Origin of the sequence: Antrihabitans cavernicola (genome assembly GCF_008297975.1) — a bacterium.
Taxonomy (GTDB): Bacteria; Actinomycetota; Actinomycetes; order Mycobacteriales; family Mycobacteriaceae; genus Antrihabitans; species Antrihabitans cavernicola.
Genome location: NZ_VLNY01000002.1, coordinates 511,335 through 537,082 on the forward strand (window position 1 = coordinate 511,335; position 25,748 = coordinate 537,082).

The following is a 25,748-nucleotide window of genomic DNA, read 5'->3' on the forward strand; positions in this document are numbered from 1 at the left end:
CTCTCAACTGTCCGACGGTCGCAGGTAGGAGCGCTGAGCACGCTTGCGGGACTCGTAGATCGCTCGGGCGTCGTTGGTGGAGTCGAGGGCGGACACTTCCGATACCGGCACGTCCCACCAGGATTCGCTGTCCGGCGCACTGATCAGTGGATCGGTCTCGACATGCAGCACGGTCGTGCGTTCGCTCGCCTTCGCAACCCGAACGGCGTCGGTGAATTCGCCCGCGTTGGCGACGCGGATGACGTTGGCGCCGAGGCTTGCCGCATTTGCCGCCAGATCGACGGGCAGGTGGTCGCCGTCGAGCCGGCCGCCTGCCGATCGGTATCGATACTGCGTACCGAAGCGTTGCGAGCCAACTGATTCCGACAACGAACCGATCGATGCGAAACCGTGGTTCTGCACCACCACCACGATCACCTTGATGCCTTCCTGTATCGCGGTGACCAGCTCGGTGGCCATCATGAGATAGGAGCCGTCGCCGACCATGACGAACACGTCGCGGTCTGGACACGCAAGTCGCACGCCGAGTCCACCGGCGATCTCGTAGCCCATGCACGAGTAGCCGTACTCCACGTGATAGCCCATGATGTCGCGTGTGCGCCACAACTTGTGCAACTCACCCGGCATCGACCCCGCTGCACAGACGACGATGTCGCGTGGATCGGACAGCGTGTTCACCAAACCGATCACCTGGCTTTGATTCAGCGCTGAACCAGGGTTGTCGATCCGGTAGGCGGAGTCGACTGTTCGGTTCCAGTGAGACGTCAATTCACCTGTGCGAGAACGAAAATGTTCGTCCACCTGGTAGTCGGTCAGCTCTGCCGTCAGCGCGTCGAGGGCTTCGCGGGCGTCCGATATCAAGGCGGCGCCGCTCAGTTTGGCTGCGTCGAGGGAAGCGACATTGATGTTGACGAAGTGAACGTCTGGGTGCGCGAATGCCGTCCTGGACGCGGTGGTGAAATCGCTGTAACGCGTGCCGATTCCGATCACCACGTCTGCCTCGGCTGCCAGCGCATTGGCCGCAGTGGTTCCGGTCGAGCCGATGGCGCCGAGGCATTGCGGGTGGTCGTGGGGCAACGATCCCTTTCCCGCCTGCGTCTCGCCGACCGGAATCCCGGTGTGCTCCACGAATTTCGCCAGGGCGTCGGTTGCCTGCGAGTACCCGACACCGCCGCCCGCGACGATCAGCGGAGTACGGGCAGAACGCACGATCTCGGCGGCGCGGGCAAGTGCGCCGTGCTCGGGGAGCGGCCGACCGACATGCCACACCCGTTCGGCGAAAAGCGATTCCGGCCAATCGTGCGCCTCGGCCTGCACGTCCTGCGGCATGGCGACGGTGACGGCTCCGGTCTCGACCGGATCGGTCAAAACCCGCATCGCGCCGAGCAGGGCGGCGGGCAGTTGCTCTGGACGCCACACCCGATCGAAGTAGCGGGAGACCGGCTTGAAGGCATCGTTGACCGAGATGTCACCGCTCGACGGCAGTTCGAGCTCTTGCAACACCGGCGCGCTGACGCGGGTGGCGAACGTATCGGCGGGCAACAGCAGCACCGGAAGTCGATTGACGGTCGCGAGTGCTGCGCCGGTGACCATGTTGGTTGCGCCGGGTCCGATGCTGGTCGACACCGCCCACGTCTGTAGTCGGTTCTTCATGCGGGCATAGGCGACGGCGGTGTGGACCATCGCCTGCTCGTTGCGGCCGAGTACGTACGGCAATTCGGTCAGGTCGTCCAGCTCCGCTTGCAGCAGCGCTTGGCCGAGGCCGGCGACGTTGCCGTGTCCGAAGATTCCGAAACAGCCCGCAAACAGCTTGTGCCGCACTCCGTCACGTTCGGTGTACTGCTGGGCGAGGAAGCGCACCGTGGCCTGAGCGACGGTGAGCCGAAGCGTCGGTTCCATGTTCACACTCCTCGCTTCTGGAAGGGCAGACGGGCGTCGATGGTCTGGTCCTTCCAAGTGTCTCGGATCCAGGTGAGTGCGGGATCGTCGACGATCTTCCACGCCCGGTCGGCCCCCGGCCCTGCCATGACGTTGAGGTAGTACATGTCGTATCCGGGTGCTGCTACGGACGGGCCGTGGTAGCCGTGGGGAACGAGGACCGCGTCGCCGGTCCGGACTTCGGCGAGAACGTCGATCGGCCGGTCTGCGGTGCCGTAGACCCGGTGATAGCCGAATCCTGCTGCATCACCAGCGATCTCGAAATAGTAGATCTCTTCCAACGCCGACTCGTGTTCTGTCTCCTCGTCGTGCTTGTGACTCGGATACGAGGACCAGTTGCCGCCCGGAGTGAGCACCTCGCACGCGATCAGGGATTCGGCGTCGAAGGTGTCGGCGCTACCGAAGTTGTGTATCTGCCGACTGCACGAACCTGCGCCTCGCAGTTCGACGGCCACATCGCCGGCAGGGACGTATCGAAACGGCTTGCGGGAGTGGGCCCGAGCCCCGCACAGCGCGAACCGTCCGCCTAGCTCGCTGCTGATCGTGTAGTCGGAATCTATACCCACGTAGGCGAAGTCGGTCGGACCGTCGAAAACGGACCGTCGCCCCACGAGACTGAATGTCACGTCCTCCGATTCGACGACGGCGGGTCCGGTGAGCGGAACGATCATGACCTCGTCTTCGTCTGTGGACAACGCCTGGCTGTCGCCCGCAGCCAGGTCCAGAATCCGCAGGCTCGATTCGGTCCAGCCTGCGGTCTGTGGCGTGATGGACAACGAGAACGGTTCAGCAGCAGTGGAACCCGCGCGCAGGTGGTAGTCGGTCATCGGACCATCGATACTGCCGTGTGCACCGCGGCAGCGACGTCGTCGTCTGCCGGATAGAGCAACGTCCGACCGACGATGAGGCCTCGAACCGAAGGCAGTTCCAGCGCCTTCTCCCAGCTCGCGTACGCCTCGTCCTGATCGGTGGGATCGCCGCCCAACAGCAGTGTCGGAAGCGTCGTCGATTCCATGACACGTTCCATGTCGTCGACGACGGGCGCTTTGATCCAGGTGTACGCAGAGGTGGAGCCGAGGCCTTGCGCGATGTGGATCGACTTGATGACCGCGTCAGGGGTCAGATCGTTGCGGACCGCGCCGCCGACTCGAATCGAAAGGAACGGCTCCACCATTGCGATCAGACCGGCGTCGGCAAGTTCGTCGATGGCAACTGCACACGCCGCCATCGTGGCAACCGTTCCTGGATCGTCGAGTGCGATGCGGCACAGCATCTTTCCGCCATTCATTCCTGCCTGTGCTGTCGCTGCCGCGGTGGCGCCCGTCATCGTGTCGTCGAATTCGAAGCGCGAGCCGGCGAGTCCGCCGCGATTCATCGACGAGAACACCACCTTGTCGTCGAGCGCGCCGAGCAGAACCAGGTCGTCGAGGATGTCAGCGGTGGCGAGGACACCGTCGACGCCGGGATCGGCGAGTGCCGTACGAAGCCGATCGAGGAGATCGGTGCGGCTGCTCATCGCGGTAGCGCGCTCGCCCACCTTCAAGACGCCGCGAGCCGGATGGTCGGCCGCAACGATCATCAGCCTGCCGTTGCCCCGCGCTATCGGGCGGCGGATGCGAGCCGACCACGCGCGCGAAATGGCTTGTGGTTCGGTAGCGCGGAGTTCGGTCACGTCGGCGTAGGTGCGGCACAGCGGTTTTGGGCGCTCAGGCTCTGCATGCTCAGACATCGGCTGTCTTCTCTGCGAGCTGGGCAACCTCGGCAGCGGTGGGCATGGCAGTAGAGCATTCCAGCCTTGACGCGACGATGGCGCCCGCCGCATTGGCATAACGCAGAATTTTCTCCAGCGGCCAGTCGGCGAGCAGTCCGTGGCAGAGGCTGCCACCGAAGCCGTCGCCTGCGCCGAGCCCGTTGACCACGTCGATCCGGTTGGGCAGCACAGTGATCGACGTGTTGCGGGTCTTGCCGAGTACGCCGTCGGGCCCCTGTTTGACGATGGCGAGTTGGACGCCGAGGTCCAGCAACGCGTCGGCCGCTCGGTGCGGATCCGTTTCACCGACGGCGATTTCGCATTCCTCACGATTGCCGACGGCGACGGTGACGTGCTCCAAGGCACGCTGCATCTGCGTAGAGGCGTCGGCGGGGGAGGCCCAGAACATCGGTCGATAGTCGAGATCCAGCACCGTGTGCGACGCGCGTCCCCGCGCCGCCCAGGCGGCGAAATGCGCGCTGCGGCTTGGCTCTTCGGACAACCCGGTGACCGTCGACCAATACAGGCGAGCGTTCCGAACGGCGTCGAAGTCCACGTCCGTCGAACGCACCTGCAAATCGGGTGCGCTGGGGCGTCGATAGAAGTACAGGGGAAAGTTGTCCGGCGGAAAGATCTCGCAAAACGTCACCGGCGTCGGGTAATTCGAGTCGGTGCCGATATAGCGGTTGTCGACGCCCAGCCTGGCGAGTTCGTTGCGAACGTAGTCACCGAAGGGGTCGCTCCCGACACCGGAGATGAGCGCGCTCCTGCGGCCGAGCCTGGCCGCGGCGACCGTGACGTTGGCGGCGCTGCCGCCGAGGAACTTGCCGAACGTCTCGACCTCGGCAAGGCCGACCCCGACCCGCAATGGGTAGAGATCGACCCCGCAACGTCCGATGGCTAGGACATCGAAATGTGACTCGGCGGCGGGCACGCCTCCGACTCTATGCGTTCAGAGGCTCCATGCGTTCAGGGGCGAGTGGCGCGTCGACGTTGTCCGTTGCCGGAGCCTGTGCCGTTCGGAGCTGCTGCACGGGGTGCAGAAGTCCGTGGTGCAGACGTGCGGGGTGCGGCGGTTCGGCCCGACTGGCCGCGGCCGCTGCCCTGCGAGCTTGCGTGACCGGAACCCTGGCCGCGACCGCCCTGACCGGCTCGGCCGCGGCCACCCTGGGCGCCACCGCGTCCGCCACCAGCGCGTCCGCCACCATTACGGCCGCCACCGCTACGGCGTTGTCCGCCACCGTGATTGGTGGGTTGCGTCGTGGGACGAGCGGTCGGAATCACGTGGGGCGCGATCTCGCCGACGAGAGCGTTGACCGGCTCGGAATCCGCCGTGACCTGCTGCGGCGTCACCTTGATGGCTGCCTTGCGCATGAGGATCGCGAGATCCTTGCGCTGCTCGGGCAACACGACGGTCACCACGTCACCTGCGCTACCCGCGCGGGCGGTACGACCGGACCGGTGCAGGTAGGCCTTGTGCTCGGCGGGCGGATCCACGTGGACAACGAGTTCCACGTCATCGACGTGGACGCCACGTGCGGCGACGTCGGTGGCGACGAGGACGCGGGCCTCGCCTGCCGAGAATGCGGCGAGGTTCCGGTCACGGGCGGCCTGCGACAGATTGCCGTGCAGATCCACCGAGGGGATACCGGCTTCGGTGAGCTGACGGGCCAGCTTGCGGGCCTGATGCTTGGTCCGCATGAAGAGAATGCGACGGCCGGTGCCGGACGCCAGCTTCTGCACCAGTGCCTTCTTGGCGTCGACGCCGTGCACGTCGAACACGTGGTGAGTCATGGCGGCGACGGGGGAGTTGGCGTCGTCGACCGAGTGCAGCACCTCGTTGTGAAGGAAGCGCTTGACCAGCTTGTCGACGCCGTTGTCCAGCGTTGCGGAGAACAGCAGACGCTGACCGTTCTGCGGAGTGGCGGCGAGCAGCTTGGTGACGACGGGCAGAAAGCCGAGGTCGGCCATGTGATCGGCCTCGTCGAGGACGGTGATCTCCACGGCGTCGAGGCTGACGAGCTTCTGCTTCATCAGGTCTTCGAGGCGACCGGGGCAGGCGACGACGATGTCGACGCCGGCCTTGAGGGCCTGCACCTGACGATGCTGCGAGACGCCGCCGAAGATGGTGGTGATGCGCAGGTCGTAGGCGGCGGCCAGCGGCTCCATCGCAGCTGTGATCTGGGTAGCCAGCTCGCGGGTCGGGGCCAGCACCAGCCCGAGCGGGCGGCCCGGGCGACGCTTACCGCCTGCGAGGTCGCCTGCGAGCCGAGCAACCATGGGGATCGAGAAGGCCAGGGTCTTGCCGCTGCCGGTCTTGCCGCGGCCGAGCACGTCGCGGCCTGCGAGCGAATCGGGCAGGGAGTCGACCTGGATGGGGAACGGCGATGTGATGCCGTTGGCGGTGAGCGCCTTGACGAGGGGGTCGCGCACGCCGAGTTCTGCAAAAGTTTTGGTCATCGAGATTCGATTGCCTTTCAGGCATCGGGTTGCACTGATGCGGCGGTGCAGTTGTGAATGCACGTCGATCAGCACAAGGTGGCGAGATTGCCGGTGGGCAACATCGATCGCCGTAAGAAGAGCTTGTGCTGGGGTGCACCGATCGCACGTCATCGGGAGTGAACCCGAGTCGGAGGAGGAAGCGTTCCACGACGTCTGGCGCAGGTGTTGCGCGCGCCAAGTAATTTAAATATTAGCGAACTTTCCGACCTGTGTCTCTAGACGACTACGTCACACCACCCGCGACGCGGCGCGCGAGGACTTCCCAGTTGTCGGCGATGCGATCGATCGGCATGTGCTGGTCGTGGATCTGATGGAGCACGAGACTCGCGTCGAGGGCGGCGAGCAATGCGTCCGCGAGCAGTCGAAGATCGCCGGGAGTTCCGTTCTGGCGCAACATCATCACGATGTGAGAGACGCTGACCAATCGTGGCGCTGCGGTATAGCGCATGTCGATTCCAGCTTCCGCCGCGCGCAGAATTTCACCTTGCAGCTCGATCAGATCCAGGCGGGCGCGACCGAATGCAACCAGCCGGTCGATGGGCTCGGCGCCGGGCCCGAGTGGGGGTGGGCCGAACATGAATGCGGACTGCAGCTCTTTCTCGGAGTGATCGAGCAGGGCGTGCATCAAGCCCGCGCGGCTACCGAAGCGGCGAAAAACGGTGCCCTTGCCGACGCCGGCGCGGGCGGCGACGGCCTCCATGCTGATGCAGTCGACGCTGCGTTCGGCAACCAGGAGAGCGGCGGCGTCGAGCAGCAGGCGGCGGTTGCGGGCAGCGTCGCCACGCTCGGATGTGTCGGTTCCGAGCAAGTCCGCGTCGCCGCCGGCGATGGGTAGCTCGGTACGGTTCACGAAGTCGATGCTACCGTCGGGAATGAAAGTGGACCTCGGTCCGTTTAAAGCTGTGACTCTCACAAGAGACACCACACATACAGGAGAAATCATGGCTCAGTCCCGAGTACTCGTTCTTGTCGGCAGCCTGCGCACGGCGTCGGTGAACCGACAGCTCGCCGAAACGGCAGTGCATGTTGCACCGGAAGGTGCCGACGTGGTGGTCTTCGACGGCCTCGGCTCGATCCCGTTCTACAACGAAGACATCGACACCCCGGACGCACCGATCGATTCCGTCGTCGCGCTGCGCTCGGCTGCTGCAGATGCAGACGCGTTGCTGCTGGTCACGCCCGAATACAACGGCACGATCCCGGCTGTGTTGAAGAACGCGATCGACTGGCTCTCGCGGCCGTACGGGCAGGGCGCCATCTCCGGCAAGCCTGTCGCCGTCATCAGCAGCTCGATCAGCGCCAACGGCGCCAAGTGGGCCCAGGATGACGTTCGCAAGTCCGTCGGCGTCGCGGGCGGCAAGGTGCTCGAGGATGTCGCGCTGACCGTCGGCGCCACCGGTCAGAAGTTCGGTGAGCTGCACCCACGTGAGAACGCCGAGGTCGCCGGTCAGATCGCCGTGGTGGTGAAGGACTTGGTCGCCGCAGCCTGATCTTCGCTATCTACAACTGAGCGCGTCACCTGGTTTCAGGTGGCGCGCTCAGTTGTGTGGGTAGGTCCTTAGCCACCAGCCCCATCCGCCTCACTCCGTTGGGATGGGCCGAGAAATCGATGGTGCGGCAGTGCGCTGCGCTCGCCCCGGTGTCGGTATGACTGCATGCGGCGTACACGGTTAGCTGGACCGGCGCATATGGCACCGAAATGTGATCCACGACACGCCGAGACACGCCGCTATTTTTCGTCTTTCGGAGTTTGTCACCTGGGAATTTCATCGATGTGACTCGCAACATGTCGTGTTTGCATTTTCTGTCGGACACTAGGTGTAGTGTCTTGAGGACTGGAAGACCACAACGGGAAAGAGCCGAAAAGGGCCCCGAACCGCAGCTCCGAGGCGGTCGACTCCAGCTACCACTTGTTGAGCACAGCAGCACGAAACCCACTATCTCAATGGCCGCGGAAAGAGGGACTTCAATGACCATCACCGTCTACACCAAGCCCGCCTGTGTTCAGTGCAACGCCACCTACCGCGCGCTCGACAAGGCCGGTATCGATTACTCCGTGGTCGACATCTCGCAGGATGCGGATGCGCGTGACTATGTGATGGCGCTGGGCTACCTGCAGGCACCGGTCGTCGTAGCCGATGATGCGCACTGGTCAGGCTTCCGCCCCGATCGCATCAAGTCGCTCACCGCGAACGCTGCCTGATCCACATCGGATCGTCGGACTCGGACGAAAGTGATGGCGAACACACCATGGCATCACTCGTCTACTTCTCGAGCGCATCGGAGAACACCCACCGATTCGTCCAGAAGCTCGATATTCCGGCAGCTCGAATTCCATTGCACGACCGCGAAGGCAACTTTCGCGTAGACGAGCCGTACGTATTGATCGTTCCCACGTACGGCGGGGGTAATCACTACACCGGCGCCGACAAGGGATTCGTTCCCAAGCAGGTCGTCAGGTTCTTGAACAACTCGCACAATCGATCATTGCTCAGGGCGGTCATCGCGGCCGGCAACACGAACTTCGGCGACACTTATTGCTTTGCCGGAGACGTGATCTCGAAGAAGTGTCAGGTCCCGTACCTGTATCGCTTCGAACTCATGGGGACTACCGAGGACGTCGAGCGCGTCCGAGAGGGATTGGGATCGTTTTGGTACCGACAGTTACAGATGCAGGACCGGTTGAGCGTGTAGACGCTTCGGGTCGGGTCGAGTCCACCGAAGGACTCGACTACCACGCGCTCAATGCGATGCTCAATCTCTACGGCCCCAATGGCGAGATCCAGTTCGAGAAGGACCGCGAAGCCGCGAATCAGTACTTCCTGCAGCACGTCAACCAGAACACCGTCTTCTTCCATGATCTGGACGAGAAGCTCGACTACCTGATCAAGGAGAACTACTACGAGCGCGAGGTGCTCGACCAGTACTCGCGCAATTTCGTCAAAACCCTTATCGCGCATGCGTACTCGAAGAAGTTTCGGTTCCCCACCTTCCTCGGCGCGTTCAAGTACTACACGTCGTACACGCTCAAGACGTTCGACGGCAAGCGCTACCTGGAGCGTTTCGAGGATCGCGTCTGCATGGTCGCGCTGACGTTGGCGTCGGGCGACGAGATTCTCGCGACGCATCTGGTCGACGAGATCATCGCCGGACGTTTCCAGCCTGCCACGCCCACGTTCCTCAACTCGGGCAAGAAGCAACGCGGCGAGCCGGTGTCCTGCTTCTTGCTTCGCATCGAAGACAACATGGAGTCGATCGGCCGGTCGATCAACTCGGCGCTGCAGCTGTCCAAGCGCGGCGGTGGAGTTGCTTTGCTGCTCAGCAACATTCGTGAGAACGGTGCGCCGATCAAGCGGATCGAGAACCAGAGCTCGGGCGTCATTCCGATCATGAAGCTGCTGGAGGATTCGTTCTCCTACGCCAACCAGCTCGGTGCCCGACAGGGTGCAGGCGCGGTGTACTTGCACGCGCATCACCCCGACATCTACCGCTTCCTCGACACCAAGCGCGAGAACGCGGACGAGAAGATTCGCATCAAGACCCTCTCGCTGGGTGTCGTCATCCCGGACATCACGTTCGAGCTGGCGAAGAAGAACGAGGACATGTATCTGTTCTCGCCGTACGACGTCGAACGCATCTACGGCGTGCCGTTCGCCGACATCAACGTCACCGAGAAGTACTACGAGATGCGCGACGACAAGCGCATCCGGAAGACGAAGATCAAGGCGCGCGAGTTCTTCCAGACCATCGCGGAGCTGCAGTTCGAGTCCGGTTACCCGTACATCATGTACGAGGACACGGTGAATCGCGCCAACCCGATCGCGGGCAAGATCACGCACTCGAACCTGTGCTCGGAAATCCTGCAGGTGTCGACGCCGTCGAAGTTCAACGACGACCTCACCTACAGCCATGTGGGCAAAGACATTTCGTGCAACCTGGGTTCGTTGAACATTGCGAAAACGATGGATTCGCCGGACTTCGCGAAGACGATCGAGACGTCGATTCGCGCGCTGACGGCAGTGTCGGATCAGACGCACATCTTCTCGGTACCGTCGATCGAGCAGGGCAACAACGATTCTCACGCGATCGGGCTCGGGCAGATGAACCTGCACGGGTACCTGGCGCGCGAGCGGATCCTCTACGGCTCGGACGAGGGCATCGACTTCACGAACATCTACTTCTACACAGTGGTGTTCCATGCGGTGCGGGCATCGAACGAGATCGCCAAAGAGCGCGGCACCTACTTCAAGGGCTTCCCGGACTCGAAGTATGCGTCGGGGGAGTACTTCGACAAGTACACCGAGCAGGCGTGGGAGCCGAAGACGGAGCGGGTGCGTCAGCTCTTCGCCGAGGCCGACCTGCACATCCCGACGCAGGCAGATTGGTTGGCGCTCAAGGAGTCTGTGCAGCAGCACGGCATCTACAACCAGAACCTGCAGGCCGTTCCACCGACCGGCTCGATCTCCTACATCAACAACTCCACCAGCTCGATTCACCCGGTGGCGTCGAAGATCGAGATCCGCAAGGAAGGCAAGATCGGCCGCGTCTACTACCCGGCGCCCTACCTGACCAACGACAACCTGGACTACTACCAGGATGCCTACGAAATCGGGTACGAGAAGATCATCGACACTTACGCCGCCGCCACTCAGCATGTGGATCAGGGTCTGTCGCTGACGTTGTTCTTCAAGGACACGGCGACGACGCGCGATATCAACAAGGCGCAGATCTACGCATGGCGCAAGGGCATCAAGACCTTGTACTACATCCGCCTACGTCAGATGGCACTCGAGGGCACTGAGGTGGAAGGTTGCGTCAGCTGCATGCTGTAAGGCTTGCTAACGATCTTGTGGATGAAATGAGGCTAGCGTGAGCGAGAAGATCAAACTGATCGACCGGGTGTCGGCGATCAACTGGAACCGGGTACCCGACGAGAAGGATGCCGAGGTCTGGGATCGTCTCGTCGGCAACTTCTGGCTGCCGGAGAAGGTGCCGGTGTCCAACGACATCCCGTCGTGGGCCACATTGAAGCCCGTCGAGCAGCAACTGACGATGCGGGTGTTCACCGGTCTCACCCTGCTGGACACCATCCAGGGCACCGTCGGCGCTGTGAGCCTGATTCCGGATGCGATCACTCCGCACGAGGAGGCGGTGTACACCAACATCGCGTTCATGGAGTCGGTGCACGCGAAGAGCTACAGCTCCATCTTCTCGACGCTGTGCTCCACCCGCGAGATCGACGACGCCTTCCGCTGGTCGGAGGAGAACTCGAACCTGCAGCGCAAGGCCGAGATCGTCCTCGACTACTACAAGGGCGACGAGCCGCTCAAGCGCAAGATCGCGTCGACGCTGCTGGAGAGCTTCCTCTTCTACTCCGGCTTCTACCTGCCGATGTACTGGTCCAGTCGCGCCAAGCTGACCAACACCGCCGACCTCATTCGCTTGATCATCCGCGACGAGGCCGTGCACGGGTACTACATCGGCTACAAGTACCAGAAGGGCCTGGAGCAGCTCACGGTTGCCGAGAAGGACGATCTGAAGAACTACACCTTCGATCTCCTCTTCGAGCTCTACGACAACGAGGTCGAGTACACGCAGGACCTCTACGACGAAGTCGGGCTGACCGAGGACGTCAAGAAGTTCTTGCGCTACAACGCGAACAAGGCGCTGATGAACCTCGGTTACGAGGGTCTGTTCCCGAAGGACGAGACGGACGTGAACCCGGCGATCCTGTCCGCACTGTCACCGAACGCCGACGAGAATCACGACTTCTTCTCCGGCTCCGGCTCCAGCTATGTCATCGGCAAGGCCGTGAACACCGAAGACGAGGATTGGGACTTCTAGATCTCGGGGCGCATAGGCGTCCTCGAAGGGGGTTTAACCGTTTCGTTTCTCGTCGGGGTCGGGTTACGGTGGGTCATCGGCAGGCCCGTGAACAGGTGAAATGTCGGTCAGCGCCGCTCACTCGAAGCCCGGTCTGCTCGCTACTCCGGGGTTCCTGTGGCACTTTTGTGGCTCTTTCAGCGCTTTAACCGGGGTCACGATCAACGTCTGCGTATCCGTATCGGGCTCGGAATGCCCGATGCGATCCGGTGCTCGCCAACCACGACATGGATTCAGGCAGCCCGTTCGTCAGTGGTGCTGGTCGGATGTCATGTGAAGTCGGACAACCGGCGCCGTGACGGCGCCCGCGACATGGGGTGCTCGCCGCGCTGGATCAATGCATCGCGGTCCGCGACACGATCGCCGGGATGAGCGCAGGCGGCACCGTCGACTACATCCGCCACCGCTGCAAGGTCGCCGGAAACTCCGCAACGCTCTTCTCCGACGACGCGATCGCCGAATCCACAAGGCCGCCCGCAGCCACCCAAGCGCGGTCAACAACCTCGCGTTGCATTCGCTCGCGCCGCGTTTGCCGCCGATCACACCAACGTCCGAGGAGAGGGCGGCACGCATCGCGATATTCGATATCGCTACGGGCTGTATCGGATTCGTGCCAGTCCGCGTACCGCTACATCACGCCAATAGGCATCCCGTCGTCACGCCCACCACCGCGCCACTCACGAACATGAGCGAGCGCTTCACAGCACGATCGTCGTCACGCTCAGTGACGCCATCATCGTCAGCGTGGTCGACGGTCAACATCAACGTAGCTCTTGGTTGGCTCACATGCGAAGACGTGTGAGTTCGTTCGCCGGGCAGCGCCGGATCCGGCAGACAGTGAGGTCGTCGCACGAATGGCGACGACGACAACCCCGATCCCGCCGGCGACCTCAACCCGTCGAGATTTGATCTACTGCGAGGGGACTGTCGCATCATCTCGACCGCCTCGCCGATGGAGACGGCGCCAGATACGTGCGAGCTCTACGAGCTGATTGAGCTCGGCCGCGAGGTCGCGTCGCTGCGTGCCTCGCCCGGCCTGCCGGGCGTGGCTGAGTGCTGATGATGACGGCAGTTGCCCGCTCCGCTTCGCGGCGACCACGACAGAGATTCGTTGCGCATAGTCTCTCAGTTTGTCGCGTTCAGATCCTGCTATGCCGTCATGCCGCAACGGCAGTGTGTGTCGGTTCAGGCGGACGAGACAGTCCCGGACCTCCATCGTCATGCGGTGCAGCTGACTGATCGAGTCGGCCGGCGTCCCTGCTGCCGGGCGTTCGAGGACCACTTCGGGGTAGGTGTCGGTCAGGTCACGCCAGAGGGGGCGAATACGCCGACAGTACCGTCCGGGTCGATCCCAGCCTGTGCGGACAAGAGCGGCACCGATGAGGGGGACGGTGAGAATTGCGGCACCGGCGATGAGCGCCACGAATGCGATGAGCGCCTGCGACTGCATCGATGGATCCTTCGCAGCAGAGCCGGCGAGAACAGCAGTCACTGTCGCGAACGGTACATAGATCGATTGCACGGTGAGAGCCCCGAAGTAGACCAGGACGACGATGTAAATGGCGCTTTCGCGAACTGTGTTGTCGCCGCCGCGGAGTTCCCCGATCATGATATAGATGATCGATATCGACGCTGCCGCGAGCACGGAACAATACGCGATCCAGGCGACGGCCGCTCCCCAACCGAGGTACTCGTCGATCAGCATGTCGTGCGCCCGGGCGGGGGTTCCCGCGGCGAGGATGACCGCGGTAGCGGCGATAGCGACCGCATCGTAGCGCCGCTGACGACGCCACATCGTCCCCGAGTCGTCACTGGGAGAAGAGGCGAGCCGCGCCATCCCAACGATGCACATGAGTGAAAGCAGAACCGGACCGAACGACGCCTGCCGGACAATGTTGATTATGTTGGCGCCATCGAACATCGAGAAGACACGGGCGATTTCTTTCTCGACCCAGTCGTTACGGAGCATGTCGCACATGAGACCCAACGACAGTGCACGGGTCGCCAAACGGTCCATCGGAGTGTGACTGACCAGAATGCAGCGGCCCACCAGAACGATCGCGACGAACACGAATGCCGTCCACTGCACAATGTCTGGGATCGCCGAGGTCATCGGTAGCGCGCGCGGAAGAGGGTGCGCCGCACTACGGATGGCCGACGGCGAGGCAGTGTGGCCTCGACCATCAGCATGTCCGCGAAGGTCTCCGCCGCGGCTTCGCGTACGTTGTCGTAGTCGCTGCGACCAAGAACGCTTTGTATCGAGTCCGGCGACAACTCAGGCATGAGCGCATGCAACGGCGGTCGGTAGGCGGGAGTGCCGTCGGATGCACCTTGTCCATCGTGGCGTAATAACATGTGCCCTATCTCGTGGGATATCACATGATCCGCATGCCATTCTGTGTCCGCGTTGTACAAGACGATGTCACTGTGGGTGGTCTTAATCCATAACCCGCTGGTAGTTGTCCCACATCCGAGGCCGGACAGTGCCGGAGGGTCGTCGACCCGCTGAAGGAAGATCGGTCGGCCCCGATTCTTCGCAACTGCCGCAACGAACGTGGCGCGTTCCCACGGAAAGGGGATCTCGATGTTTCGCATCAAGTCCCCGAACCGGGCCGCCATATCAACCATTTGCCGCTCCCCCTCCTCGCGCAGCGCCCCCTTCATGCATTGTATGAGTTGCGGCGGAACGCGGCAGGCAGTACCCCAAATTCTCGCAACAATATTGTTAGCAATTGGGGAAGAGGCGGTGCGTGCGTTGGCTACCCGCGAGCACACCGAGCCGTTCGGGCGGCCGTTTCGGATCTGGCGGGACGGTCGACGGTTCGATCCGCGCCTGGCGATGCCGCGAATTTAACGCCCTGGTGCCCAGCCCGCGACGGTGCGCGCACCCCAGGGCGGAAGTGCTTGAGATCGCGGTCGCGTTGCATGAACCCGGACGCACCGCGGCCGGCCTGAATCGTTGTCGACCTGAGACAAGGGGCGATCGATCGATGAAGGTCTATTCAGCAGCACCGCTGATGACTGGCGAGCCGATTCCGCCGGGTGTGGTAGGTCTGCGTCTTCGCACGGCGTTGCGTGTGATCGAACTGAGCGTGGCGCAGCGCTCTCTGGCTACGCAAACTTCCGCACCGCACCGCAAAACCATGCGACTCCCACCGACCGCTGGTTGGAAAATCCAGCTGGTGGCTAATTGTTCGATACGATAGTGATAGATGACCGTTTAGTCTGGTCCGTATGCGTCAGCCAGACGATCCAGAGCATTTTGCGCGCCACGTGAACTTTCGTCGCGAGCAACTGGGCCTGAGCCACAAGGGCCTCAAGGCTGCGGGTGGCCCTGCGCCGCCGACAACCTCGAAAGCTGAGAACGGCAAACTCGACCCACGACCGGAGACCTTCGCCAAGCTCGACCGAGGTTTGAGTTGGACACCCGGCAGCGCTGCGTACACCTGGCATGGGGGGGAGCCGACACCGCTGGAATTGGCGATGTCGACGCCGTTGCAACCGACGCCAGACTCGCAGCCGGTGGCGATGTCCGCCGTATTAGCCCTGGTCAGTGCCTACCGACGCATGGTCGAACTTGACGAAGCGGACCCCGGACCGATATCCCACGAGGCCTTCACAGACGTCCGCCGGCAGACGGGTGAAGCGGTTAGCGCAGTGACCGGTGCGCTGGTGACCGACATCCTCGAACGCCACAGCCGTACTGACGCGGTCACGCCATTGACCAACGATCTGATCGAGTTTGCACTCAGGGATTACATGGCGCTGCCCGTCGTCGCTGACGAACCCAATCGAGAAGAAAAACTGTATCGGAGATGGCTCGTGGGAAGAGCCGGCGACATTGAACCTTCGCTACGGCGGAAGTTCCGCCGGCGGCTCGACCGTAAGCTTCATAGAAGCGAAGGGGTGCAGCGCTTTGAAACCTAACGTACGTCTGTCGGTCAAGATCGACAAACTTTTCGACACGTTCCATCCGGTAGGCGAACCCGAACAGAGTCCACACGTGGTTGCCCAGGTGGTTAGTGCCGCTCTCGGCGCCGACATTCCGGCGCAGATGATCGAGGACCTCAGGCACGGGCGATACGAGGATCCGGTGGACCCGACGGTGCTGATCGCGATCGCAGAACACTTCCAAGTTCCGGGTTACTACCTGACCAGCGACGGCGAGCTCGCGGATTCGGTGGCGGAACAGCTCGAATTCCTCGCTGATCTGCGCCATCTGGGGGTGAACGCTCTTGACTATCGCGGCGTTCGACTCGACCGGCAGCAGGTTCGGGCAATCCTCGCAAATTTGACTCGCTCAGACAATCCGGGATCTTAAGAGCGCGAGCGCAACCGCATCCTGAGTCCCGCTGGCTTCAGAGTCACGAGTTCGTCGACAGCAAGCCGATACTTCAAGTCCGGCTCGAGGTCGAACGCGTACAGGATGTGGGCTAGTGTCAGGACGATTTCGTGAAGCGCGAACTGTCGGCCGATACATGATCGCAAACCTATTCCGAACGGCTTGTAAGCCCCCGGCTGGCGCTCCTGAGAAGGGTCGCGGACGAACCGCTCCGGATCGAACTGGTCGGCATCGGATCCCCAAATATGTTTGTCGCGGTGGACACCGATGAGATTCACGTATACCCATTCGCCTCGCCTGACGGTGTATCCACCCAGCTCTGTGTCCTGTTTGGGACGCCGAAAGAACCCGCCGGCAACGGGCCACAGTCGTAATGTCTCGTCGACCACTCGACGCAAATAGCGAAGCTTCGCTACCTGCTCGTAGGCGAGTGTCGTGGGGTCACCCCCGGTGATCGTGTCGATCTCCTGGCGGACCCGTTTGACGACGTCCGGCCGGTGCGATAGCAGGTGGAGAGCAAAGGTTAAGGTGCCAGCACTCGTTTCATGGCCGGCGATCAGAAATGTGAGCACTTGGTCCCGAACGACGGATCGCGCCAGCGGTTGCCTGGTCTCCGGGTCCGAGGTTTCCATCATTCGCTGTAGAAGATCAGGAGCGCCGGCAACATCTGGCCGGCATTCGTCGATCATGTCCTCTGCGAGACGCTGCAGCTCCGCGACGTTGAGCTGGTTGCGTCGTCGCGCGGCCCGTCCGATCGTCGCGTCCAGGAGCTCGATGGAGACCGGTCGACTGGCATAGCGGAGCACGTCGAGCATCAGGTTCACGACGGGCATGTTCGTCCCGGCAGACGGTTCGTCAAGATTCGCAAAGCTGTACCCGAATCCAGCACGGGCCATGATCTCGAGCGTCACGGTGTTCATGTCGCCCGCTACGTCGATGGGATCGCTACAGCGGCCCCAACGGCGTATCAACTCGCTGACTACATCAGTCATCACAGGGTGGTATAAACGCATCGACTCGCGCGTGAATCCCGGCATTAATACGCGGTGCGCGGCCCCCCATTGCGGATCGTTGGTTGACGCGACGATAAGCCCGGAACTTCCCAGCATGCGCAGTCGTCGGATAGGAGGTCCGAACGCCTTTTCCCATTGAGAATCCGATTGCACCGTGTCGGCGAGTTCCGCACCGTTGATGATCACCATCCGCTTCGGACCGAAACGCAACTCGTAGATCGGGCCGATGCTTTCTGACAACTTAGCCATCGACTGAACAGGTTTACGTGGGTTGAGGGCCAACACATCACCTAGCATCGGAAGTCTCCCCCAAGGGCCTGGTAGCTCGCTCACGACGCGGCATCTCCCTTCGATTTCTGTGAGAGTAGTGCACGGCAAGGACATCTTCGATGGCAAGTCCGAGTCCAGCTTGGATGCTTGGTTCGCTTTCGGCGGGTTCGGGCTAGCTAGTCTGGGCTGGTAGGGACGGGCTAGGGCGTGTCTCCTGAATATTCGTGTCCTGACCAGCGAAGATTGACCGGTGACACGGATGGGTGTGATTTCTGACGAGTTCTGGGCTGCTGTCGAACCGGTGATGCCCTCGGATAAGGGCAAGCGGGGCAACAGGTTCGGTGATCACCGCGTGATACTGGAAGCGATCGCGTGGAGGTTCCGCACGGGCAGTCCATGGCGGGACCTCCCGGCCGATTTCGGGCCGTGGCAGACGGTATGGAAACGTCATCACCGCTGGTCCTTGGACGGCACCTACGACGAGATGTTCGCCCAGGTTGCGGCGGTGTTCGGGTCTGACTCCGTGATGGTCGACGGCAGCCTCGAGAGGCTGCTGTCGGTGGATTCGACGAGCGCGCGAGCACATCAACATTGCGCGGGGGCACGATCAGACACACTCGCCAAAGGGGGCTCTGTCGAATTACAAGAAAGCCGCCGATGAGCCTGCCGACCATGCGATCGGCCGCTCGCGCGGTGGACTCACTACCAAGATCCACGCCCTGACCGATCAGCGGCACGCTCCGGTCACGGTCCGGTTGACGGCCGGGCAGGCAGGCGACAACCCCCAACTGGTCGAGCTGCTCGATGACCACGCCCACGCGTGCCGCAGTCAGGGTGAGTCGACTCGACACTTTCGGCTACTCGGCGACAAGGCGTACTCGCATCCGAGCACGCGAACCGAATTACGTTCCAGAAGAATCAAACACACGATCCCGGAGCGCAAAGACCAGATCGCCAGACGTAAAGCCAAGGGCTCTACCGGTGGTCGGCCTCCCGCGTTCGACGGCGAGCTCTACCGGAGGCGTAACACCGTCGAACGAGGCTTCAACCGGCTCAAGCACTGGCGCGGCATCGCGACCCGCTACGACAAATACGCTCTGACCTACCTCGGTGGTGTCCTACCGGCGTGCGCCGTCATCCACGCGCGAGTCGCGGCCAACGAATCAGGAGACACGCCCTAGGCTAGCGCGTGTCTCCCATTGACTGAAACGGGTTGGGCGGCAGCATCTTTCGGCGTGAGGTGTTCTGAGTTTCAGTATGTGACGTCGACCGACACTCAGCTGGAGCTGCTGCCGTCCTCGCTTGATCGGCCCGGACCGAACTTCCAGAACACGCGCACTGTGGTGGAAGGCAGGCTGTTACGGCTTCGGACCGGATATGCCAAGGCGGGACCTGCCCGTATTTCGGGCCGTGGCAGACGGTGCGGAAGGGCTACGGCCGCTACGCGAAGGATGGCACACCTGGGACCCCGGGTATTGACCGCGTTAGCGGCGATGGCCGATGCCAACGGAGATATCGATTGGGCGCTGTCGATCGACTCGACGGTCGCGTGAGTCCATCAGCACGGCACGAACCTCGCGTGACTCAGAGCGATCTTCCGGTTATAGCAACCTCGACGTCGAGTCTGCTGATCAGGGCCCTTTGCCGTTCTCGTGGCGGGCTGACCACCGAGATCCATTTGGCTTGCGACGGCACGGGCGGGCCTTGGCGGTGTTGATCGGGCCGGGTCAAGGCCACGATGGCACGATGCTCGCATCGCTGTTGGACGGGATCCGGGTGCCCCGATCCGGTGGCCGCGTGACGCGGACTCGACCGGACCGTGTCCGCGCGGACAAGGCGTACGCATCACCAGTGAATCGGAAGTTGTTGCGTGCCAACCACATCACCGCGGTCATCCCCGGCGAATACCGACCGCTAGTCGTTGTTGGTTGGATAGTTAATCGATAATTAGTCGATTATTGGTTGCCAAGTGAACGTAGCTTCTGGCATGGTGACCATCATGCTCGCCGCTGGATCGGACGGCGGCTCGCATGCGTAGGCAGTTCTTGTGACTGTCTTGTGATCGGGGTTCCGCTATGGGGGTGTCTTTCGTGTCATCGGAGTTTGTTGGCCGTGAATTCGGTGTCAGACGGTGTCGTTCGACGACGCTCCGTCGGATTCGGTCGAAATTGAACCAATTACTGGCGCCACCTCATGTCGTGGTATGGCCTAGTGCGATGGCGCCGCCGCATTCCGCTCAACCGGCTTGGTCGTCGCAGCTGCCGCCCTTGTTTGCCCGCCGTTCGCGGACTTCGCGCTAGATCTTTTGGAAGACAAATGCCTGAGCGTATATTTCGTGCACCGACGCGGCGCCTGGCCGACAATCCGATAGCGATTGTGGGTATGAGCGGACTATTCCCGAAGGCGAGGAACGCGCAGGAGTTTTGGCGAAATGTAGTCGATGCTCGCGACTGCATTGAAGATGTCTCTGACCTCCAGTGGTCGACTGAACATCACTTCCACCCGGACCCTGCAGCGCGCGACAAGACATATTGCCGCCGGGGCGGATTCCTGCCGCCGATCGATTTCGACACGCTCAAGCTCGGCATGCCGCCCGCGCTCCTGCCATCGACCGACATTGTCCAACTGCTCAGCCTAGTCGTGGCCCGGGACCTGTTGCAGGATGCCAAGGCGGTGGGCGCCGACTGGTATCGGCCGGCAGATACCGGCGTGGTGCTGGGCATCAGTGGCACGCTCGCGCTGACGATTCCACTTAGTTCTCGGCTGCAGGCGCCAGTTGTCGCGGAGGCCGCGCGCAGCGTCGGCCTTTCCGAGCACGACGCGGGCGAGATCGCCGAGCGGTTCTCCCGAGCCTATGTCGAATGGGACGAAGCCTCGTTCCCCGGTGTGCTAGGCAACGTAGTGGCGGGCCGAATTGCCAACCGGCTCAACCTCGGTGGGATCAACTGTACGGTCGACGCCGCCTGTGCGAGCTCGCTGGCGGCCATGGAGGTCGCCGTGCGGGAGTTGGTCGACGGTCGACAGGACATGATGCTCACGGGTGGATGCTCCGTCGACAACACAGTGTTCGCCTACATGGCCTTCTCCAAGACACCCGCGCTGTCCCGGTCGGGTCGCGTGCGGCCGTTCGACGGCGAGGCCGATGGCACGCTGCTCGGCGACGGCATCGGGATGATCGCGCTGCGACGCCTCGAGTCCGCACAGCGCGACGGCAACCGGATCTACGCGGTGTTGCGCGGGCTGGGTGCGGCGAACGACGGCAGGTCGGGCAGCATCTATGCGCCGCAGAAGGGCGGCCAGGTGCTCGCGCTGCAGCGCGCCTACGCCGACGCGAACGTATCGCCCGCCTCGATCGGACTGTTCGAGGCGCATGGCACCGGCACGAGAGCTGGCGACCGTACCGAACTCTCCTCTCTCACACATGTTGTGGATGCGGTAGGTCGGCCGTTCACGGCGGCTGTGGGAAGTGTGAAGTCCCAAATTGGGCACACGAAAGCCGCGGCCGGCGCGGCTGGCGTCATCAAGGCGGCGTACGCCCTGCATCAGAGAGTGCTTCCGCCGACCATCAATGTGACTCGGCCCACCGAAGGGGCGGCCTCGCAGCATGGGCTCTACATCAACACTCTGGCTCGTCCGTGGATACACGGGTCGTCGACGACGCCTCGGCGAGCCGCGGTGTCCGCGTTCGGGTTCGGTGGAACGAACTTCCATGTCGTGCTGGAGGAGTATCTCGGCGGCGATGCGGCACCGAAGGTAGTCGCCACGACGGCGAAGGTGGCGATCTGGTATGCGGCAAATGCCGAAGCCTTGGCGGAGGTAGTGACCTCTGGCAGTCCGGCGGCAGATGATGTTCCGGTCCCGGCCGCCGCTGCGCGGATCGGCTTCGTCTACCGGAACCCCGACGAGTTCGCCTCGCTGCGTGGGACAACCGCTAAACTGCTCAAGGCGAATCCCGGAGCCGCAATGTGGAAACATCCGGAGGGGATCGTCGGCTTCCGCGTTGCCAAGGCGAAGGGCGGCAAGGTCGCGGCGTTGTTCTCGGGCCAAGGAAGTCAATACATCAACATGGGCCGCACTGCGACCCTGAATGTGCCGCCGGTGCGAGAAGCCTTCGAGGCGCTCGCCCAATGCGGCCCCGGTGAAGCGCTGCTGCCCGCCATCGCGTTTCCGCCACCGGCATTCGATGACGCGGGCCGAGACCAACAAGACGCGACGCTCAGACGAACCGAACATGCACAGCCATTGATCGGTGCCCTGTCGGCCGGCCAATACAACTGGCTCAAGGAACTCGGTTTCACGCCGGATGGCTTGCTGGGCCACAGCTTCGGCGAGTTGACGGCGCTATGGGCGGCCGGAGCGATCGACGGTCCCGATTTCTACGCTCTCGCCGTAGCACGGGGGAATGCGATGGCCCCGCCGTCGGGACGCAGCGATTTTGATTCCGGTGCGATGGCGGCATTGACCGCGTCGGCGTCGGAAGCGGCCGAATTGGTGAACTCGTACTCCTCCGTGTCCATTTGCAATTACAACGGCCCCGGCCAGGTGGTAGTCGGCGGGTCGACCGCCCACATCGAGCGCGTGCTCGACGACGCCCAGCGCCGTGGCCTGCGGGCCACACGGCTGCCCGTTTCCGCGGCGTTCCACACACCGTTCGTCGGGCATGCCGTCGACACCTTCCGAAATGCGCTGCGGGGCATCGAGATGCGGCCTCCCAAACTCCCGGTGTTCGCGAATACTACGGGCGCGACATATGGCGACGACCTGCGATCGAACAAGCACGTGCTGGTGGAGCAACTACGACAGCCGGTCGACTTCGGTGGCCGGTTGGCTCAGATGTACGAGGAGGGCTACCGGGTTTTTGTCGAGTTCGGTCCCCGCTCGACGCTGACTCGAATGGTCGAGCGAACCCTCGCGGACAAGGAAGTCGTCTGTCTCGCGACCGACGTGGGCCCGGACGTGTGTTCCGATGTCGCCCTCAAGCGTGCAGCGATGCAATTGCGGCTACTGGGGCTGCCCATCCTCGACATCAACCGGTATGAGTCCGAATCGCTCTCGGCCTCTGCGGGGACCGCGGCGAGTGTTGAATTGTTGGGCGTCAACTACGTGCCTAAGTCTGCGTCCGAGTCGTACGCGGCAAACCTAGCCGCACCCTATGTTCTCACCAGCGAACTGCAGCCGAAGACTCGACCCCGCACCGAAACACTCCCCGCTACAACGTCATCCACGCGGACAGTACGCGACGCAGCCGGCAGTGCCGGCAAGATTGGAGTTAACGTGGCCCTCGATCTCAACCAGGTCGTTCAGGTACAGATGGCATTAAACGACAAACACCTCGACTCGCAACTCCAGACCATCCGCGGGCTCATCGCGGCGGTGTCGAACAATGTCGGCCGGCAATCCTCCGATGATCTGCGGGCCTCGCTGAGCGTTATCGACCGCTACGGCCTGCTCGTCGCCGAAACACAAGCGCAGGCAGGTCACTCGCTGCGTTCCTTCGTTGCCGACCAAGCGATCAATCCAAGAGACACGACACAGGACAGTGGCTCCCAGGCCGCCGCACCCGCGTTGCCGATCCCGGCTGCGGTGCCGACCGCAGTTCCCGTGGTGCCAGCCCCTGAAGCTGCCGCGCCGGCGGCCGCAGCGGTGGCGAGGCCGGTAACCGACGAGTTGCCCCCGATGCCGCTTGCCCCGAATGGTCATGGTGCAGAGTCGGTTTCGAATCCGGCGACTGGCAACGGGACACCCGCTTCAAAGGTGGCGGCCGACTCCGACGTGGTGGATCAGGCGCGTGCGGTGTTGCTGGAGGTGGTGGCTGAGAAGACGGGTTATCCGGTGGAGATGCTGGATTCCGAGATGGATATCGAGGCCGACTTGGGCGTGGATTCGATCAAGCGTGTGGAGATCGTGAGCCAGTTGCAGCCTCGTTTCCCCGGGGTTCGTGACGTGCCCGCGCAGCGGTTGGGTGAGTTGCGCACTCTCGACGACGTCGTGAACCTGTTGATCGGTCTCGCTCCTGCAACTCCTGCGGTGGCGGAGTCGATCGTCGACGAGTTGCTCCCGATGCCGCTTGCCCCGAATGGTCATGGTGCAGAGTCGGTTTCGAATCCGGTGACTGGCAACGGGACACCCGCTTCAAAGGTGGCGGCCGACTCCGACGTGGTGGATCAGGCGCGTGCGGTGTTGCTGGAGGTGGTGGCTGAGAAGACGGGTTATCCGGTGGAGATGCTGGATTCCGAGATGGATATCGAGGCCGACTTGGGCGTGGATTCGATCAAGCGTGTGGAGATCGTGAGCCAGTTGCAGCCTCGTTTCCCTGGGGTTCGTGACGTGCCCGCGCAGCGATTGGGTGAGTTGCGCACTCTCGACGACGTCGTGAACTTGCTCGTCGGTCTGACTCCGGCATCGCCAGCCGAAGATCCACTGGCTTCTTCGTCCGGAATAGGCCGCTCCGCAGTCGGCTACGAGGCCACCGGAGACGTGGTGAACCGGGGAAAAGCGTTCGCGGCCTCGGCGGCCGCGATGATCATTGATGACGGTGCTCCGCTGACCACTTTGCTGGTCGCGGAACTGCGGTCCATGGGCCTGCGCACGTTTGTCATCGCGATTCCCGGCACGCGGGCTTCGGCCAGTAGTGAAGTGCTGCTCGACAGTTGGGACGAAGCGAATCTTGCCGCGGCCGTTGCAGCGGCGATCGCATCGATGGGCCGACTGGATTTATGCGTTCAGGTCGCCGTGGCCGGACCGGGTACAACCGCGGCCGCCGTTGAGCGGTTGACGCACGCCGTGCTGGTGGCGAAGCTGACCCAGCGGCACCTGCAAGCTTCCGCGGACGACGGGCGCTCGGCCTTCCTCACCGTCACCCAGCTCGACGGGAGCGCCGGGCTCGGTGGCGCGGTGCCCATGCCGGACTGTCTGCTCGGCGGCCTCGGTGGATTGGTGAAGACGCTCGCGATCGAGGCACCCGAGTTATTCTGCCGAGCCATCGATGTCCGCGCCGGGTTGCCGGGTCAAACGGTGCGATCGATCTTCAATGCGGAATTGTGCGATGCGAACAGCCTGCCGCGCGAGGTCGGCCACGACGGTGTCGTCCGCCGGACACTCGCATTGCGAGAATGGAATTCGCGCCGCGACTGCCGCGGTACGACCCGGCCGCCGAGTGCGACCGACCTGGTCGTGGTAACCGGGGGGGCGCGTGGCGTCACCGCCGGGTGCGCCGCCGAACTCGCTGACAGGTTCTCGTGCGCCTTGCTGATTCTGGGCCGGACCCTGTTGTTCGATGAGCCTGCCTGGGCTCGCGGGCTGGTCGGGGCGGCACTGAAATCCGGCATTATCGCCCAGATCAAGGCCGAGCATCGGGACGTCGTGTTGAGCGAGGTCGAACTGCGCTTCCGGACACTGATCGCGCAGCGCGAAGTTCGCGACACCATGGATCGACTATCGGCCTACGGTGTGACGGCACAGTACATCGCAGTGGATATTCAGGACAGCGCGGCCGTCACCGCCGCTCTCGGGCCGTATCGGGAGCGGATCACCGGCTTGGTCCACGGCGCGGGAGTCCTGGCCGATCGACTGATTGCGGACAAACGGACAGTCGATGTCGAGCGTGTCCTTGCGACCAAACTGGCCGGCCTGGACAACGTCCTGGCCTCGCTGAACGTCGATGCCCTGACCCACGTAGCGCTCTTCTCCTCGGTTGCCGGAGTTTTCGGCAACAAAGGCCAGGCCGACTACGCGATCGCGAACGAGGCACTGAACCGGATCTGCATGGTGCTCAACGCCGGTCGGCCCGAAGGCCGTGCTGTGTCCATCAACTGGGGGCCCTGGGACGGCGGGATGGTAACCCGGCAGTTACGCGACGAATTCGAGCGCCGCGGTGTGGTGCTCGTTCCACTGCGTGCCGGTGCATCGATCTTCGCCGATCACTTCGCTGCGGAGTTCTCCGATGACGCGCTCGTGCTCGTCGGGCCGACGGCCAACTTCAACGGCTCGACAGCGGACCTGGAAGCCCGGGCCGGATCCGATCTGCTGAGCGCGGCGGCCAGGAATTGAC

20 protein-coding genes and 2 pseudogenes are annotated in these 25,748 nt (G+C 63.0%); 12 read left to right on the top strand and 10 right to left on the bottom strand.

What is annotated here, in order from left to right:
* Window positions 1-3 precede the first annotated feature (3 nt).
* From iolD to FOY51_RS06210, 6 genes are all read right to left on the bottom strand, one after another.
* Window positions 4-1,899, bottom strand: a complete 1,896-nt coding sequence (gene iolD, locus FOY51_RS06185) for a 3D-(3,5/4)-trihydroxycyclohexane-1,2-dione acylhydrolase (decyclizing) (protein WP_149429296.1) — start codon at window positions 1,897-1,899, stop codon at window positions 4-6.
* A gap of 2 nt (window positions 1,900-1,901) precedes the next feature.
* On the bottom strand, window positions 1,902-2,765 hold the full coding sequence (gene iolB, locus FOY51_RS06190; RefSeq protein ID WP_149429297.1) for a 5-deoxy-glucuronate isomerase: 864 nt from the start codon (window positions 2,763-2,765) through the stop codon (window positions 1,902-1,904).
* Window positions 2,762-3,667, bottom strand: coding sequence for a Cgl0159 family (beta/alpha)8-fold protein (locus FOY51_RS06195; protein WP_149429298.1), 906 nt, complete (start codon window positions 3,665-3,667; stop codon window positions 2,762-2,764). Before FOY51_RS06195 ends, iolB begins: the two co-directional genes overlap by 4 nt.
* Window positions 3,660-4,622 (bottom strand): 5-dehydro-2-deoxygluconokinase, encoded by a 963-nt coding sequence (iolC, locus tag FOY51_RS06200; RefSeq protein WP_149429299.1) that lies wholly within the window; start codon window positions 4,620-4,622, stop codon window positions 3,660-3,662. The genes FOY51_RS06195 and iolC overlap by 8 nt, the downstream gene beginning before the upstream one ends.
* A gap of 35 nt (window positions 4,623-4,657) precedes the next feature.
* Window positions 4,658-6,148, bottom strand: coding sequence for a DEAD/DEAH box helicase (locus FOY51_RS06205; protein WP_149429300.1), 1,491 nt, complete (start codon window positions 6,146-6,148; stop codon window positions 4,658-4,660).
* Between the two features lie 265 nt (window positions 6,149-6,413).
* Window positions 6,414-7,040 (bottom strand): TetR/AcrR family transcriptional regulator, encoded by a 627-nt coding sequence (locus FOY51_RS06210; protein WP_371830408.1) that lies wholly within the window; start codon window positions 7,038-7,040, stop codon window positions 6,414-6,416.
* 91 nt (window positions 7,041-7,131) lie between these two features.
* On the opposite strand from FOY51_RS06210, the gene FOY51_RS06215 reads away from it, so the two are divergent.
* From FOY51_RS06215 to nrdF, 5 genes are all read left to right on the top strand, one after another.
* Window positions 7,132-7,680: an NAD(P)H-dependent oxidoreductase gene (locus FOY51_RS06215; protein WP_149429302.1), complete on the top strand. Its 549-nt coding sequence runs from the start codon at window positions 7,132-7,134 to the stop codon at window positions 7,678-7,680.
* Window positions 7,681-8,159: 479 nt separating this feature from the next.
* Window positions 8,160-8,393: a glutaredoxin-like protein NrdH gene (nrdH, locus tag FOY51_RS06220; protein ID WP_149429303.1), complete on the top strand. Its 234-nt coding sequence runs from the start codon at window positions 8,160-8,162 to the stop codon at window positions 8,391-8,393.
* 47 nt (window positions 8,394-8,440) lie between these two features.
* A complete protein-coding gene (nrdI, locus tag FOY51_RS06225) occupies window positions 8,441-8,884 on the top strand; it encodes a class Ib ribonucleoside-diphosphate reductase assembly flavoprotein NrdI (protein ID WP_149429304.1) in 444 nt (147 codons plus the stop codon).
* Entirely contained in the window at window positions 8,842-11,022 is a 2,181-nt protein-coding gene (gene nrdE, locus FOY51_RS06230) for a class 1b ribonucleoside-diphosphate reductase subunit alpha (RefSeq protein WP_149429305.1), read from the top strand. Before nrdI ends, nrdE begins: the two co-directional genes overlap by 43 nt.
* A gap of 49 nt (window positions 11,023-11,071) precedes the next feature.
* Entirely contained in the window at window positions 11,072-12,034 is a 963-nt protein-coding gene (gene nrdF, locus FOY51_RS06235) for a class 1b ribonucleoside-diphosphate reductase subunit beta (protein ID WP_214633075.1), read from the top strand.
* 308 nt (window positions 12,035-12,342) lie between these two features.
* On the opposite strand, the gene FOY51_RS27825 is transcribed toward nrdF, so the two are convergent.
* From FOY51_RS27825 to FOY51_RS27505, 3 genes are all read right to left on the bottom strand, one after another.
* Window positions 12,343-12,477 carry a hypothetical protein gene (locus tag FOY51_RS27825; protein ID WP_290367875.1) on the bottom strand — a complete coding sequence of 45 codons (135 nt, stop codon included), beginning with the start codon at window positions 12,475-12,477 and terminating at the stop codon, window positions 12,343-12,345.
* 506 nt (window positions 12,478-12,983) lie between these two features.
* A complete protein-coding gene (locus tag FOY51_RS06245; RefSeq protein ID WP_149429307.1) occupies window positions 12,984-14,186 on the bottom strand; it encodes an MAB_1171c family putative transporter in 1,203 nt (400 codons plus the stop codon).
* Window positions 14,183-14,356 carry a hypothetical protein gene (locus tag FOY51_RS27505; protein ID WP_235916146.1) on the bottom strand — a complete coding sequence of 58 codons (174 nt, stop codon included), beginning with the start codon at window positions 14,354-14,356 and terminating at the stop codon, window positions 14,183-14,185. Before FOY51_RS27505 ends, FOY51_RS06245 begins: the two co-directional genes overlap by 4 nt.
* A gap of 463 nt (window positions 14,357-14,819) precedes the next feature.
* On the opposite strand from FOY51_RS27505, the pseudogene FOY51_RS28175 reads away from it, so the two are divergent.
* From FOY51_RS28175 to FOY51_RS06260, 3 genes and pseudogenes are all read left to right on the top strand, one after another.
* Window positions 14,820-15,033: pseudogene (locus tag FOY51_RS28175) on the top strand (DDE-type integrase/transposase/recombinase); the annotation flags it as partial.
* 274 nt (window positions 15,034-15,307) lie between these two features.
* The gene (locus FOY51_RS06255; protein ID WP_149429308.1) at window positions 15,308-16,000 is read left to right on the top strand and encodes a helix-turn-helix domain-containing protein; all 693 of its coding nucleotides are present in this window, start codon (window positions 15,308-15,310) and stop codon (window positions 15,998-16,000) included.
* Complete coding sequence (locus FOY51_RS06260; RefSeq protein WP_149429309.1) at window positions 15,990-16,394, top strand: hypothetical protein; 405 nt, start codon at window positions 15,990-15,992, stop codon at window positions 16,392-16,394. The genes FOY51_RS06255 and FOY51_RS06260 overlap by 11 nt, the downstream gene beginning before the upstream one ends.
* Here the strand turns inward: FOY51_RS06260 and FOY51_RS06265 are convergent.
* Window positions 16,391-17,812, bottom strand: a complete 1,422-nt coding sequence (locus tag FOY51_RS06265) for a cytochrome P450 (RefSeq protein WP_290367878.1) — start codon at window positions 17,810-17,812, stop codon at window positions 16,391-16,393. The two genes, FOY51_RS06260 and FOY51_RS06265, sit on opposite strands and share 4 nt — an antisense overlap.
* Window positions 17,813-17,948: 136 nt before the next feature.
* On the opposite strand from FOY51_RS06265, the pseudogene FOY51_RS06270 reads away from it, so the two are divergent.
* The 4 genes and pseudogenes from FOY51_RS06270 to FOY51_RS06285 all read left to right on the top strand — a co-directional run bounded on the left by FOY51_RS06270 (window position 17,949) and on the right by FOY51_RS06285 (window position 25,747).
* Window positions 17,949-18,879, top strand: a pseudogene (locus tag FOY51_RS06270) (IS5 family transposase).
* 78 nt (window positions 18,880-18,957) lie between these two features.
* Window positions 18,958-19,251 (top strand): hypothetical protein, encoded by a 294-nt coding sequence (locus FOY51_RS06275; protein WP_149429311.1) that lies wholly within the window; start codon window positions 18,958-18,960, stop codon window positions 19,249-19,251.
* Window positions 19,199-19,645 (top strand): transposase, encoded by a 447-nt coding sequence (locus FOY51_RS27930; protein ID WP_149429312.1) that lies wholly within the window; start codon window positions 19,199-19,201, stop codon window positions 19,643-19,645. The genes FOY51_RS06275 and FOY51_RS27930 overlap by 53 nt, the downstream gene beginning before the upstream one ends.
* Window positions 19,646-20,014: 369 nt before the next feature.
* On the top strand, window positions 20,015-25,747 hold the full coding sequence (locus FOY51_RS06285; RefSeq protein ID WP_290367876.1) for a type I polyketide synthase: 5,733 nt from the start codon (window positions 20,015-20,017) through the stop codon (window positions 25,745-25,747).
* Window position 25,748 lies beyond the last annotated feature (1 nt).